The organism is Paraburkholderia sp. RL18-085-BIA-A, assembly GCF_046027075.1.
In the GTDB taxonomy this organism is placed as follows: Bacteria; Pseudomonadota; Gammaproteobacteria; order Burkholderiales; family Burkholderiaceae; genus Paraburkholderia.
The window spans coordinates 1-13,662 of record NZ_JARESU010000181.1 but is presented as its reverse complement, the minus strand read 5'-3'; the positions used below and the strand labels follow the sequence as shown (position 1 = coordinate 13,662).

Genomic DNA, 13,662 nt, shown 5'->3' with positions numbered 1-13,662 from the left:
GCTCACGCGCGCAGCGTTGCATCGGATCGTGAAGGATGTCTTTAATGGCGCGGCGCAATCCTTGCGTGCGCGTGGTGAAGACCATGCGCCGCGCGCAGACCGCCTCGAGCAGGCATCGGCACACTGGCTGCGTCACAGCGCAGGGTCCCACATGGCGGACCAGCAGGTCGATCTCCGACTCGTGCGCGATAACCTCGGGCATGCGTCACTGACGACGACCAGTCAGTATCTTCACGTCGACGACGATCGCCGACACCGCGAGACCGACGGGAAACACCGTATTGACTGGTGACCGACCGGTGACCGATGGCAGCCCGGCCCTGGCGCCTGACCGGGAAATCGTCGGCCGTGAGCCTGACGGGTTCACCGGGACGCAGGCGGACTTTTCTTTCGGCGACTATGATAATGCGGCACCGTCCGTCCGCGAACGCCTTGAGCATGCGGACCTGGTCAGTGCCTTAGGGCAGCCAGAACTGCGCTTCGAGCGCCTCTCGCGTAATCGCACAGGCGACCTCGCTGCGATGCCCGGTGAGGCGAAACGAAATTGCGTGTCGGTCCGCCGCGAAATCTGGCAGCAGGTCGATAACGTCCATGATTTCCACCTCCTGAATTCAGCTGCGAACCTTTGACTTTCTGTTGCCTGTCTTCAATTTTACAGAACGGAGAACAGGCGCGTGCAGCAGATCCATTCCGCCTGGACAACCGGTGGGGTAGATTCTGCCTCCCCCACTGGAGACGGGGTTTGCGGTTGACAAAGATGTAGAGGCGCCGGACAGTTAGTTGCATCTTTGTAATCGACACGGACCTCCAGGGTGAGGCTTTACGGGAGGCGAACATCAAGGAATTATTAGAGGAGCGATCTGGCATTGCGCTAGCGTTGCGCGATTGGCCGCAGGCGACCCACAGCCGTCACTCAAGTTTCCCCAAAGCCGCCATTGCAGCGAACGTCGATGTGCATGCTGAATGTCTACCACGTAACTATTTAGCGGGACGAGCGGCATCTCGCCTGTGCGCCGCAGCATCGGCGATGTCGAGGCTGGAACGTACCATCCAGCTGAATGGACCTGCGCTAGTTGTCACGGTGCAGCAATCACCTGAGTGCCAACACGCTAGTATTGTTGGACCACTCGTGTAGGGAAGCCGCTTTCATGTTCTCCATCGGAGTCCGGCGACGGTCATGCAAAGGCCGCCAACGGGCGTAGGGTCGGCGCAGAGCGATGGCGCCGAACAAACAACCGTACGCTTTGGTTCCGACAGGAGGCAGCCGTGTCCCAGATTCTGAGGAGTCGCGGGTTTCTCGGCGCGATATTTTGTGTACATGTGGGCCGGCGATGTTCAGTTCTCTCCTCGCCGGTACGCTTGGGAATATAAAGTCTGCGCGCGCGGAACCACTGAACAACCCAGTGCCCGAAGTGGATCGCCTCGCGGTGCGAGTCGTCACCGATAGCTATCACTTGGCGATCGCACCTAACATTAAAGTGGCGAGGTGGAGGTCTTGCGTTTCGGTATGCTCCCGGCCGGTAAATCACTGCTAGAAGAATTCGGGTTGGCGAGTCTGTACATCTTCGGAACATAGCGCGGCGCCCGTTACGTACCGATGCGTTCTGCCTTTGGGCGGTTCGGCTCGAATCGATAACGTGTGAAGCACTGGGCCCGTGGCCGGTCTCGATAGGTCGAAAAGCAAGAGTTCGAACCCCCGCTATCGAGAACCTCGACGTTCCGTTCCGGGTGGAACTCGATTGGGAGAGGTCGGCGCATCGATACGAGTTCTGAGAACGGGCTCATATTGACCTGAAAACGGGCGGTCGTCGCTATCGCGCGAACGGCTGTAAGGGGGCGATCTCGGCCGACCGCGACGCGCTCGGCCACGCGACCAACGATGTCTAGGAGACGCAAATGATTCATCTGTCTAATGCAGTTGCGTCGCACCGCGATACCTTGTGGCGCCGTCTTGCCGTGCCTGTTGTTGCGGCACTTGGGTTCGCCATGGGCAATTTGGCCTACGCAACCACCGTAACGATCGCCGTGCCAAATAACATCGGTCTTGTCGAAATGAAAAAGCTCTCCTTGGCGTTCGAGGAGGCGAACCCTGATATCCAGTTGAAGTGGGTCATTCTTGAGGAAAATGTGCTTAGACAGCGATTGACGACTGATATCATGACGAACGGTGGGCAATTCGACGTATTAGCCATCGGGACATATGAAGTTCCGCTCTGGGGCAAGCGCGGATGGCTGGTTCCAATGACAGGGCTACCCGCAAGCTACGATCTCAATGACGTGCTCGAAACGGTTCGCGACGGACTGTCTTCCGATGGAACGCTATTCGCCTTGCCGTTCAATGCCGAAAGCTCGATGACCTTCTACCGGAAGGATCTGTTCGCTGCCAAGGGTTTGACGATGCCAAGTCATCCTACATACAGTCAGATCAGTGAGTTTGCCGACAAACTTACTGACAGGGCCCAAGGAGTCTACGGTATCTGTCTGCGTGGCAAGGCCGGTTGGGGCGAGAACATGACCATTGTCTCCACCTTGGTGAACACGTACGGTGGACGATATTTTGATGAGAAGTGGAACGCGCAAATTGATTCTCCGGAATGGAAACGCGCCATCACGTTCTACGTGGATTTATTGAAGAAGGACGGCCCGGAAGGCGCCAGTTCAAACGGCTTCAATGAGAATCTGACGCTCATGATGAGCGGTAAGTGTGCAATATGGGTAGACGCGACTGCCGCCGCTGGTATCCTTTATAACCAGAGGGAATCTGCCGTGGCAGACAAAGTGGGCTTCGCGGCAGCTCCGACTCAGATCACACCGAAGGGTTCGCACTGGCTCTGGTCGTGGTCGCTCGCAGTTCCAAAATCTTCGAAATCGCAGGATGCTGCCAAGCAATTCATTGTATGGGCGACTTCCAAAGAATACATCACCATGGTCGGCAATGACCTTGGTTGGGCTTCACTGCCGCCGGGCACGCGGTCGTCGACCTACGCACGACCTGAATACAAACAGGCTGCCCCGTTCAGCGAGTTTGTGCTGAATGCAATCCAGACCGCCAATCCAAACGATGCAACGTTGGAAAAGGTGCCGTACACCGGTATCCAATACGTAGGAATTCCGGAATTCCAGTCGTTTGGGGCGATCATAGGGCAACAGATAGCTGGTGCCCTCGCAGGTCAGCTAAGCGTTGACCAGGCACTGCAGGCTGGTCAGGCGACAGCAGATCGCGCCGTGCGCCAGGCGGGCTACCAAAAGTAGTCTGGAATGCTTCACCTACCGCCATAATTCAGGCCACGCGTTTTGTGCGAGACGAGACGCGTGGTCATTGCATCATCGAGACGTCACGCAGTTGCCTTCAAAGGATACAGAGAGTGTCCTGAGCGTCTGTGTCGCCGGGAAGATCAGGCCATTCGATGTTCATCGGAAAGCCCGCCTGTTGCGGCACGTCGCGCAATGCCTGCCGATATACCTTCCATGCATCCGAATTCGTGCGCGCGTCGCCTTTGAGTCTGAACGGCACGGTAAAGCTGCTTCGCGAACTCGGTTTTAGCGCAAATGCCGATGCAGCAATCGAGAAGTACGTGGAGCTCAATGCGGGCCGCGCCGACCTCTTCAGGATCGACGATTCCCCATGGAACAAGGATATCGATGACGAAACGCTCAGGGAGCGTTTTGCGGAAATGGTGACAAAGGAAGAAGGTCCGCTCGACTTGGAGGTCGCGGCGACATTGCTTCTTGAGGAGGGCCGCTGGGACGACAGGTTGCAAGCCGCACTCTTGAAGGCTTCGCCCAATGATTTTGTGGCTTTGTTCAAGGAACATCAGGGTGATACCCTGCGGTCGTTGATCGATCACCTTTACCGCGCCGCGCATAGGCGGGGACCCGACTACCGGAGATCATGATGAGCAGCAAGTGGTTTTCGAAATTCGCGAGCTACCTTTCCACGATGACCGGTAGGCCCGCCACCTTTGTGATGGCCGTCGCCCTTGTGATCGTGTGGGCGACCACCGGCCCGTTCTTTCACTACAGCGACACATGGCAACTCGTGATCAACACGTCGACCACGATCGTCACGTTCCTGATGGTCTTCCTGATCCAGAACACGCAGAACCGCGACACGGCGGCGATGCAGATCAAGCTCGACGAGCTGATCCGCGCAATGGAAGGTGCGCATAACGCGCTGCTCGATCTCGAAGAACTCGAGGAAAAAGACCTGAGCCGTTTCCGAAAACACTACGAAAAACTGGCGGAAGAAGCGCGGACCGCGCTGCGTGCAGGCGGCAGCGACACCGATTCGCCGTTCGTCGACAACCACGATGACAATGATGACGACCGGCAAGGCGATGAGAATCGCGATGGCAAGCCGGGGACCGCGCCGCTACGCGGCTAGCAAACGCGCTGTCCGACTGCGGCGCGCATCCGCTCGATGAGCGTCAACATCTTGGCCGGCGCTTTTCTAGGCGGCAAGCGAATGACCGAAAGTGGCCGAACCCAGAACTTTCTGCAGCCGGACATGCTCTTCCTGAGGGCCAGATAAATGAACTGCCCTTCGAGAACTTCCTTTGACGCTGATTGCAGTGTCGTAACAGCTCGCTGACAATGATGCAGGCGTGCTATTACGCAGATGTCTCAAAGCGCGGATCACCTTGCGGCCCACAGATCGGGCTTGCGGTCGTCAACCGGCACATCGCGACTGCGGCGCCGTTCACGATGGGCGCGCGCTCCGTGGATCGGCCGGCAAACTCCGCTTTCGCAATGCCCTGCCGGAGGCCGCCCCAAACGCTCCCCGATGCCTCATTGATGCAGAATCGGCCCAAAGGCCACAACGACACGACCTGAATACGATGGACGACCCAGAATCGCTTTCACTGGCACTCCCCGACGGCACCAAGGTCTCTGCGCTCCTCCGAGCGCCGGAGGACGCGCGAGCCCTGTATGTCTTCGCGCACGGTGCCGGGGCGGGCATGCAGCACGCCGGCATGTCGTCATTGGCCGACGCGCTTGCGGCGGCAAATGTCGCCACATTGCGCTACCAGTTTCCGTACATGGAGCGGGGCTCCAAGCGGGTGGACTCGCCGGCCGTGGCACATGCTGCCGTGCAGGCAGCCGTCGCAGAGGCCCGCCGGCGGTTGCCTGCCCTGCCGCTCTTCGCGGGCGGTAGGTCGTTCGGCGGCCGCATGCCGTCCCAGGCCCAAGCCATCTCCCCGCTGGACGGCGTGCGTGGCCTCGCTTTCGTCGCGTTCCCGCTGCACCCGGCGGGCGCGCCCGGCGTGGAGCGGGCACGGCACCTGGCGGACGTCACGGTGCCGATTCTCTTCCTGCAGGGCACGCGCGACAAGCTGGCCGATCTTCACCTGCTGAGGTCGGTCGTCGGGACGCTGGGGTCACGCGCCATGCTGCATGTGGTGGACGACGCAGATCATTCGTTCCACGTGCGCGCGTCCTCCGGCCGGACCGACGCGGAGGTTGTGCTCGAACTGGCACGGACGATGTCGGCGTGGTTCTTCGCCGAAGGAGAGTTCGTGCCCGTTACCTGAGCAAGCGCAGGAATGCTTGTAGCAAAGTCGGGACGGCGAGCCGGCGAATTCGCCGTGCTGCACTCGCCCGCTCAATCCCTTTGCTATCCGGAGTTGTTCGCTGGCATAGCCACGATAAGCGACACCTGTCGCGTCAGCGACGTGTTCCCAGTGCCGAGTGAGTAAATTTGTCAGATCCACTTGCGGTGATCCGCCCCGGAAATCGCGTAGGGCATCTGCTTTGATTTGGCCGACAGGCCTCCGGCGTCGGTGTCGATCCGTGAGTGACCGCTTAGGGGTGCGGGCGGAGCCAGACTGGCGGAGCGTCGAACGACGCGCATTGGCCGGTCACTGCCCGACGCGGTCGCCCGAAATCGACCCACAAGAGACGGTCGGGCTTCTCAACAGCGGTCATTCGGAAGCCAACCCCTCAGTCACGGTAGATCCGCATCGACTCGCCCTATGCACCGAACGCCGGAACCGAGGAGTAGCTAATGGTGACGTCTGCGCCGGTGGTAGCAGTTTCACCCCTAAGCGGGTTAAATGACTCACGTCGCATTTGACGCCAGCGCGGTCGGCGAGCTGGCAAACGGTCATGTGCGGGGTTATGCGCGGCTCTGGTTTATAGTCGACGACGAGGCGCATCTCGCGCGGGCAGGTGACCTTACCGCGGCGGTAGTCGCAGGGCTCGAGAGGGCACGGCGCGGGTAGGCGCGTCTGCCTGGTCGGGAAGATGAATGCTCACTTGAGCAGCCCGAACACCGCCACTCCATTGGTCGTGCCAACGTAGACGCGTCCGTGCGCGATCATTGGCGTCATGAATTCGTTGCCTAGGCCAAACGTGTCCCGCGTACCGGACTGATTGCTGTTGTACAGTTCCTGGCCGAGCTTGGCGGCGTTGAAGGCATGCAGCGCACCCACGGCGCCATTTTCGGCCGTCCACACGATCGCATTGGCCGCGCCATTGCCGGACACGCTCGGCGTCGCGCCCGGGTACGCGAACGTGCCCGGGCTGCGCGATGCAGGCGTTGTCGCGAGACGCACCGAAGCCTCCGGGAACGCCTTCAAGTGATCGCCAACAGCACCGAAATCACGACGCTGCCGTAGTACGCCGGCATGCTGAAGACGCCGCCCGACAGTTGGCCATCAATCTCCTGCCAGATCAGGTTGGCAGCCGTATTGAACTTGCCCATTGCGTCGCGGTTAACCACATAGATCTTCGAGTCCTTGCCGGCCCCGAGTGCAAGATACACCGGCGGTGCCGCTTCCATCGATCAAATCGGGCAGCACCAGCGCGCCACCCGACTCGAGATCTGAGTCGTTCGCCAATTGAGACACGGTGTCGAACGGCGCGAAATAGTCCGCTCCCGCGAGCTCCGGTGAGATCGAGAGCTTGAGGAAGCTATTGCCATAATCGTCGTTCACCGGAAAGCCCCCGGCGTGCAGGGCGGTATCGAAGGTGCCGATGGCGTCGAGCAGGTAGAGCGCTGCGCCGTCCGCCGCCATGCCCGTGCCGCTCATCCACACCGAGCGCTCGCTGCCGTTCGGCGTCAGGTTCACCGCGCTCGTCTGCGCCAGCGTATCCGCGCTGTAGGCCATCTCCCAGCCGCCATAGATGCTCTGGTCGCAGTGCGATGTCCATGCGAGATACACTTTGCCGTCGACGAGCGTCAGCGCCTTGCGCTCGGCGTATTCCTCGGGGTCGAACGCGGTGACGCCGTTGCTGCTGTGGCGCCCGTGCCGGGATAGGTTGCGGCGATCTCGGTCTGGTCGCCGAGGACCTCGGTTCCCGTCGCAAGATCGATCGCGTTTAGGCGCTGATGGACCGCGCCACTTGTATCCTTGCTGATCGCGACCGTGTACATCACGCCGTTCGTGCCGGCGGTCCGGTCGATCACCGGCGTGGACGTGATGTCCATTTGCGGCGTGATCTTGCTGCAGTTCCTTTCGACGCTCGTCGTTTCTCCGTAGCCGAGCAATGAGCGCTGCCAAAGCTGCGCGTCGGTGTCCGCGTCGAACGCATACGAGCTGGCGTGCTCGGCACGACATACACCACGTTATGCGCCGCGCCACGGATCGATACAGTGCTGGCGTAATTTACGATCCGGAGAAAACGGCGGAAGCGACCGATGAGGAAGGGTGGATGCATACCGAGGATCTGGCATTCTCCAAACTGTTTTCGCTACGATACATGCGCAGCCTGTCATCCACGGCGTGCGTTGCTAACCCGCAACTGTGCGAGCAGGCGAGCCTGCTCATTGCCGACAATGGTCAGCGCCTCGTCCACGCCCATTCCGGGCTTCGCGAGCTGCATGTCGGCTCGCGCGGCGACCGCCGCATGAACCGAGATGCGTGCCGACAGGTCCGTCTCGACGCAACTGCCGCCCAGATAGGCGCCTACGCCATGAGCCTTGCACAGCAGTACGGCTTCGAACGAATGTGTCACGCTCCCGACATCGGGCATCTTGATCTGCACGATGTGGGCTGCGCCGCTCGTGCAGAAACGTTCGACGTCGGCCAGCGTGTCGCACCATTCGTCAGCGACGATCTTCGCGTTACATCCCAACGCATTCAGGTGGTGCCGGATCTGCAAAAAGCCGTCGATCTGGTTATCGGTGCTGCCGTAGTCGGCAGGCGATTCAATATGCAGTTGATAAGGCGCCACGGAATCAGCGACGCGCGCAATGTACTCGGCAATCTTTAATGGGTCGCGATGAAACTCGATACCGGCGTTTCCGTACAGATCGAAGTGCAGTGTCGGTCGATAGCCCGGATCGTCTACGGCGGCGACCTGAGCGGCGACCCACTTCGCGTAGTCGGCGAACAGGCAGCCGCCGGACCCGAATTTCGCGGGGGTGTTAATCAGGCCATGAGGGAGCACACCTACGCGCTTCATGACCATCTTCTGTACGTTCATGTGGCGTTCGTCGCCGCTCTGCGCGTAGATGGGAACCGCTTCGGCAATGAGCGGCAGCCCGTAGGCATTCGCAAGCACCTCGGCAATCGTCACGCCGCGCCGGTGGGCGTAGGCGCCGAGCAATGCCTGGCTGACCCCATACTGCACCGAGCATGGCACGCTTGAGCCATCGGGTAAGGGCGCGAACAGGCGCACAACATCGTCGCGGACATTGCTGAAATCGAGCGCCAGTAAGCGCGGCTTCAACGGCCCGTCCACCAGCGCCTGCGCATGGGCGCGAGCGAAAACCGGTTCGCGGCCTCCTGCCGCCGAGTACTGCACCGTCATCATGTCTCCCCAAGCGACGTAGCCGTCATTGAGGACGAGACCGACGCCGAGCGCCCGGGCCGGCACACGGATTCGCGCAAAACCCGGTGTGAGCGGTTCGCCGACGTACTCAAAGCCGTCCTGCTGCGCGCCCGCGCGGATCGCGCGCTGGTCGTCGTAATAGTAGGCACCTAGCGTCGGTGCGGTGAGAATGTCGGTAATCATGTCTTCCTTTATGTACGGTTAAAACGGATCCAGCCGGTTTGCCGGAAGCAGTACGTTCTCGGCCATCCGTATCACGGGTGCATCGACCATTTGCCCTGCATGGCGGAATACTGCGCAAACGCAATAATCGGCCGTGCCCACGCGACGCGCGTTTTCAGTTGCGCGAACGTATCTCAATTCGCGGCTGCAAGGTAGCACGGGTTGCATTGCGCTGCGCGTTCGTCGCGTATTGCCGATTGTCGGCAAGCTTCGGGTCCAGCAATACCTGCATGCTGGACGTTTGCCATTCGCGATCGTTTTCCACCGCAAGCATTACGCTTTTGTTGTCGGCCGTGCTTTAGGGACCGTAGGTGAAGATGGTCGAATGCGCCGCGCCTGTGCGTGTAGAAGGCGTCTACCCATCCAGCGGGTAGTAAAGCGGATAGAGCGACGCGCAAACACCCGGTCCCAGATCCTGCAAAAAATACGTCCGCCCGTTCGATTAAGCGAGTGAGTGCGTGCTTGCCCTGTTCGCTTTTCAGGTCAAGGCACAGGCTTTCCTTCGACCGGTTGACCCGTCCGGAATGGGACGCTTCGCCCCGGGCGCGGCGATCCTAGTGACCCGCGAAGTCACCGCCGTCCGGCCGCTCCACCTTGACGACGCGCGCGCCCTGATCGGCCAGATGCCGGCCTGCCAACGGGGCGGCGATTGCATGTTCCAGCGAGACCGCTGTGATTCCTTCAAGCGCGACCATGACTCCCGCTTGCCGGCAACAATAGACGCAGGCTCATTTGTGACAGAAGAAGGAATTGACGAAGGACAGATCGGGATTTGCGAGAGCGGCGAGTGCGCGCTGCCGTGCGCGACGAACCGCTCTACAGCGGAGCCGGCCTCGCACCTTTCCACTGGCCTGAGGCCACCAGTTCGCCGACCACGTCGAGCAGCGTCGCTTCGACCGCGAGCACCGCCGAACCCGCCGGCCGCAGCCTCGGCTTGCACAGCGACAACGGTCGATCAAGGGGAGGATCGAACGGCAACAGCGCGACGTCGGGCGGCAGCTCCGAAGCGTGAAAGACGCCGCCGGGCAGCACGGCATAGCCCAGCTCGCGGGTAGCGGCCCCGATCATGGCGGGCAAGGAATCGACCTCTGCACCGATCCGCAACGTTGCCCCATGATGTCTGGCGTAAGCCATGATCACTTTGGTCAGTCCGTGTTCGGCATGAGGGCAGAAGAGCGGTTCATGTTCCAGTTCGGCAACCCGCACGGCCTCGCGCCGTGACGCGCGCGCATTGGACATCACCACGAACATCGCTTCGTCGAGCAGATGCGTGACCGCGAGCCGTTCGGCTGCCTGAGGCGCCGTTATAAATAGCAATGAGATATCGAGCTTGCCGTCCAGCAGCGAGCGCTCGAGGGTTCCGGAAAAACCCTGCACGAGACATAGCCGCACGCCCGGTAAATGCGTCAAAACCGCTTCAAGCAGCGGCGCCGCGAGAATCTCCGAGACGGTATTCGGCATGCCGACGGAAACCGTGCCCTGAACTTCGTCCCCGCACGACTTCACTTCTTCGACAATCACCTGCTGCATTTTTAGAATTGCGTTGGCATGCTCGTAGAGCACGCGGCCGGCGCGTGTCGGCCGCACGCCCCGCGGGTGCCTTTCAAGCAGGGTGGTCCCGAGCGTTCGCTCGAGGGCTTTGATATGCTCGGAAAGCGACGTCTGCGCGACGAAAATGCGTTCAGCGGCCCGCGCCATGCTGCCGGCATCGACGATTGCGACGAAATACCGTAACTGCCTCAAATCCATTCGGGTCCCTGTGTCTGATGGTGCAGCGATCTGTCCGGAAAGAGGTATAAATCGGCAATATAAGTGTCGCAAGGTCCGTTGTCCGCTCAATGAATTGATCCGACCTTTGCCGGCCATGGCGATGCGCACGCCGCTAGCGGATAAAGCGAACCGGTCATCGGCATTTCCTGATTCCGGGTGTTATTTGGGTCGCGAATACTCGCTGACAGGTGTTTCCCCCCTTTTTGAATGAGCCCACAAATGCCGATCGATGAACCCTACGTGCGCACGGCCTTTGACGCCGCCGCCCTCACCCCGTTGACGCCACTCGCCCGCGTCGCACAAGTGCTGGACGGCCAATTGCGCGACGCCGCGAGCGCGTTCGCGACGATGCCGTTCGAATCGGATCCCGCGGAATTTACGACTGCCTTGCAGGTGGCCGCGCGATGACTGAACTCCATAGGATGACGCTCTCGCAGGCCAGCGCGGCACTCGCCGCGGGCGACACGTCCAGCGTCGAGCTGCTGGATGCGGTTCTCCGGCAGGCTCACCGGGTCGGGCCGACACTCAACGCCTTCCTGCGGATCGATGCAGACAGCGCTCGCGCTCACGCTGTCCGGGCCGACAACGAGCGGCACGCCGGGCTTGTGCGCACCCCGTTGCACGGTATTCCGCTCGCGCACAAGGACATGTTCTACCGCGCCGGTGCGTCGTCGTCGCGCGGCGCCCGGGTCGCAGCGAATGAGCCGGCGCAACGTACGGCCGACGTGTTGCAGCGCCTCGACAATGCCGGTGCGATCCAGTTCGGGGTGTTGAACATGGCCGAGTTCGCGATGGGTCCGACCGGGCACAACTGGATTCACGGACATTGTCGCAACCCGTGGGATACGGCGCGCATTACGGGCGGCTCATCGAGCGGATCGGGCGCTGCGGTGGCCGCGCGCGCCACCTTCGGAGCGCTCGGCTCCGACACGGGCGGTTCGGTGCGCTTGCCGGCGTCGTTGTGCGGCGTTACGGGACTCAAGACGACCGCCGAACTCGTGAGCAGGGCCGGCGCAATGCCGCTCTCTTACACGATGGACACGATTGGCCCGCTCGCCCGCACCGCCGAAGACTGCGCGTTGCTGCTCGACGTGATTGCCGGAAACGGCCCCGACGGTTTGCCGTGGCAACCTTGCGCGCCGCGGCTGAACGAGTCGATAAGCGGCTTGCGAATCGGCGTGCCGATCGGGTATTTCGACGATCAGATCGACGCGGATATCACCGGGCCGCTGGCCGAGAGCCTGAAAACGTTCGCGGAGCTCGGCTGTTCGATCATACCTGTGCAGATGCCGGAGCTCCGCGCGATCAACGCAGCGGGCACACTCATCAACGCGTCCGAGGCGGCGGCGCTTCACGGCAACTGGCTGCGCGAGCAGGCTGGCGATTATTCAGAGCAGGTGCGATCACGCATAGAACGCGGCTTCTGCGTGCCCGCTGTTCAATACATCGATGCGTTGCGCTACCGGGCCATCGCCGTACGCGAGTTCGTCGATGCGGTATTTTCGCAGGTCGACGTTCTCCATGCGCCATGTGTCGCGATAGAAACGCCGGAAATCGATGCAACTGACGTCGGTGCTGGGCCGGAAATGGACGCATTGATGGCTCAACTGACGCGTTTGACGCGCCCGTTCAACTATCTCGGGTTGCCGGCACTATCCGTACCTTGTGGGTTTTCAACTGGAGGGATGCCGATTGGCATGCAACTCGCGGGGCGGCCTTTCGCTGAAGATATATTGCTGAGACTGGGGCAGGCGTATCAACGCGTAACAAGTTGGCATGCAACCATGCCGCCGTCGGAGCGCCAGGACGGTGGCCTCGCCACATTCACCACCTGACGACTCGCGCGTCCATCGCCTTCAGACTCAATGTCCGTTCGCGCTCAATCCAAAGGACGATCGACCGTATCCGACCGACCCCGCTCCTTCCCTTCAGACAGTTTCTCCGAATGTCCGGATCCCGGCGAATAGCGGCTGCCCGCACGCGCGGACCCGCACTACCTGGACCTAACCTCAGCGGTTGCATGTTGTCGGTTTTTTTTGTCCACGCTCAAAGGGGTGATATCAAACACTGCCACCGCGCGCCAAGTGGCGTCGAAGCGGTTATCACGGGGCTGCACGGAAATCATGCTGCTGCTAACACAGGATCAACGTGTGACCCGCATCGTGATAGACAACTCATTGGTAGACCTTGCTCGCTGGTGGCGGTACATAGCGCCGCTATGTGTCGATCGCGGCCTGTAGTTCCCGTATCGAGTGCTTCAGCCGCCGAAGCACTGAAACCCGAAATATACGCACCACATCAAGCGGCTTCGCACCGCCGGTGTGCTCCCGTACGCATGTACCACGTCGGGGCTTGCCCGCCCCGTGTCTATTCGATTTGCAATTCAACTCGGTCCGCCCATGGATCACGGGCGGCCGGGCCCCATCGAATGGAGCCAGTTGGCGTGAGGTCAAATGACATCCCGATGCTGAGTCGGAAACGTCTCCTAGGGGTGACGAATGGCCCGGTTCTTGCTTCCCTGACCCGGCATCGTCGATGCCGGTACCCTTTTCTATTGATGTCCACTCCTACGCTGGAGACTTGTATGTCTATGAAGTTTCGCCACGCACTGTCGTTAAGTCTCAGAAGTGGTTTGATCATTCTCGGCGCAAATGCCGCAAATGCCGCATTTGCGGATGAGATCGTCAAAATCGGGCACATCGCGCCGCTGACTGGGGGCACAGCCCACTTGGGCAAGGACAGCGAAAACGGCGCGCGTCTCGCGATTGAAGAGATCAATCAGAAAGGCCTGACGATCGGCGGCCAGAAGATCACGCTGGAGCTCGATGGACAAGACGATGCGGCCGACCCGCGCCAAGCCACGGAAGCCGCCCAGAAGTTGGTGGACGATAAAGT

Annotated in this window: 12 protein-coding genes and 2 pseudogenes; 9 read left to right on the top strand and 5 right to left on the bottom strand. The window is 60.9% G+C overall.

The annotated features are described in order from the left end of the window. The 3 genes from P0D89_RS46700 to P0D89_RS46690 form a co-directional block, all read left to right on the top strand. Window positions 1-292: tyrosine-type recombinase/integrase (locus P0D89_RS46700; RefSeq protein WP_408368192.1), on the top strand; the 292-nt coding region annotated here is incomplete at its 5' end. A 7-nt stretch (window positions 293-299) separates the two neighbouring features. Then, window positions 300-629: a hypothetical protein gene (locus P0D89_RS46695; protein WP_408368190.1), complete on the top strand. Its 330-nt coding sequence runs from the start codon at window positions 300-302 to the stop codon at window positions 627-629. 1,357 nt (window positions 630-1,986) lie between these two features. Further along, window positions 1,987-3,252 (top strand): ABC transporter substrate-binding protein, encoded by a 1,266-nt coding sequence (locus P0D89_RS46690; protein ID WP_408368198.1) that lies wholly within the window; start codon window positions 1,987-1,989, stop codon window positions 3,250-3,252. Between the two features lie 97 nt (window positions 3,253-3,349). On the opposite strand, the gene P0D89_RS46685 is transcribed toward P0D89_RS46690, so the two are convergent. Beyond that, the gene (locus P0D89_RS46685; protein ID WP_408368196.1) at window positions 3,350-3,439 is read right to left on the bottom strand and encodes a tail fiber assembly protein; all 90 of its coding nucleotides are present in this window, start codon (window positions 3,437-3,439) and stop codon (window positions 3,350-3,352) included. Here P0D89_RS46685 and P0D89_RS46680 point away from each other — a divergent pair. The 3 genes from P0D89_RS46680 (at window position 3,408) to P0D89_RS46670 (ending at window position 5,531) form a co-directional block, all read left to right on the top strand. Further along, the gene (locus P0D89_RS46680; RefSeq protein ID WP_246217028.1) at window positions 3,408-3,896 is read left to right on the top strand and encodes a hypothetical protein; all 489 of its coding nucleotides are present in this window, start codon (window positions 3,408-3,410) and stop codon (window positions 3,894-3,896) included. The genes P0D89_RS46685 and P0D89_RS46680 overlap by 32 nt on opposite strands. Then, window positions 3,893-4,384, top strand: coding sequence for a low affinity iron permease family protein (locus tag P0D89_RS46675; protein ID WP_149670123.1), 492 nt, complete (start codon window positions 3,893-3,895; stop codon window positions 4,382-4,384). The genes P0D89_RS46680 and P0D89_RS46675 overlap by 4 nt, the downstream gene beginning before the upstream one ends. Before the next feature lie 454 nt (window positions 4,385-4,838). Further along, window positions 4,839-5,531: an alpha/beta hydrolase family protein gene (locus P0D89_RS46670; RefSeq protein WP_408368188.1), complete on the top strand. Its 693-nt coding sequence runs from the start codon at window positions 4,839-4,841 to the stop codon at window positions 5,529-5,531. A 720-nt stretch (window positions 5,532-6,251) separates the two neighbouring features. Here the strand turns inward: P0D89_RS46670 and P0D89_RS46665 are convergent. The 4 genes and pseudogenes from P0D89_RS46665 to P0D89_RS46650 all read right to left on the bottom strand — a co-directional run. After that, window positions 6,252-7,605 (bottom strand): annotated as a pseudogene (locus P0D89_RS46665) (pyrrolo-quinoline quinone); the annotation flags it as partial. A gap of 108 nt (window positions 7,606-7,713) precedes the next feature. Beyond that, window positions 7,714-8,958: a methylaspartate ammonia-lyase gene (locus P0D89_RS46660; protein WP_408368186.1), complete on the bottom strand. Its 1,245-nt coding sequence runs from the start codon at window positions 8,956-8,958 to the stop codon at window positions 7,714-7,716. Between the two features lie 173 nt (window positions 8,959-9,131). Further along, a pseudogene (locus P0D89_RS46655) lies at window positions 9,132-9,692 on the bottom strand (CoA transferase). A 121-nt stretch (window positions 9,693-9,813) separates the two neighbouring features. Beyond that, entirely contained in the window at window positions 9,814-10,746 is a 933-nt protein-coding gene (locus P0D89_RS46650) for a LysR family transcriptional regulator (RefSeq protein ID WP_408368184.1), read from the bottom strand. A gap of 240 nt (window positions 10,747-10,986) precedes the next feature. Here P0D89_RS46650 and P0D89_RS46645 point away from each other — a divergent pair, with 240 nt between their 5' ends. The 3 genes from P0D89_RS46645 to P0D89_RS46635 form a co-directional block, all read left to right on the top strand. After that, window positions 10,987-11,175 (top strand): hypothetical protein, encoded by a 189-nt coding sequence (locus P0D89_RS46645; RefSeq protein ID WP_408368182.1) that lies wholly within the window; start codon window positions 10,987-10,989, stop codon window positions 11,173-11,175. Then, entirely contained in the window at window positions 11,172-12,602 is a 1,431-nt protein-coding gene (locus P0D89_RS46640) for an amidase (RefSeq protein ID WP_408378812.1), read from the top strand. Before P0D89_RS46645 ends, P0D89_RS46640 begins: the two co-directional genes overlap by 4 nt. Before the next feature lie 755 nt (window positions 12,603-13,357). Then, the coding region (locus P0D89_RS46635) for an ABC transporter substrate-binding protein (protein ID WP_408378814.1) at window positions 13,358-13,662 on the top strand (305 nt) is incomplete at its 3' end.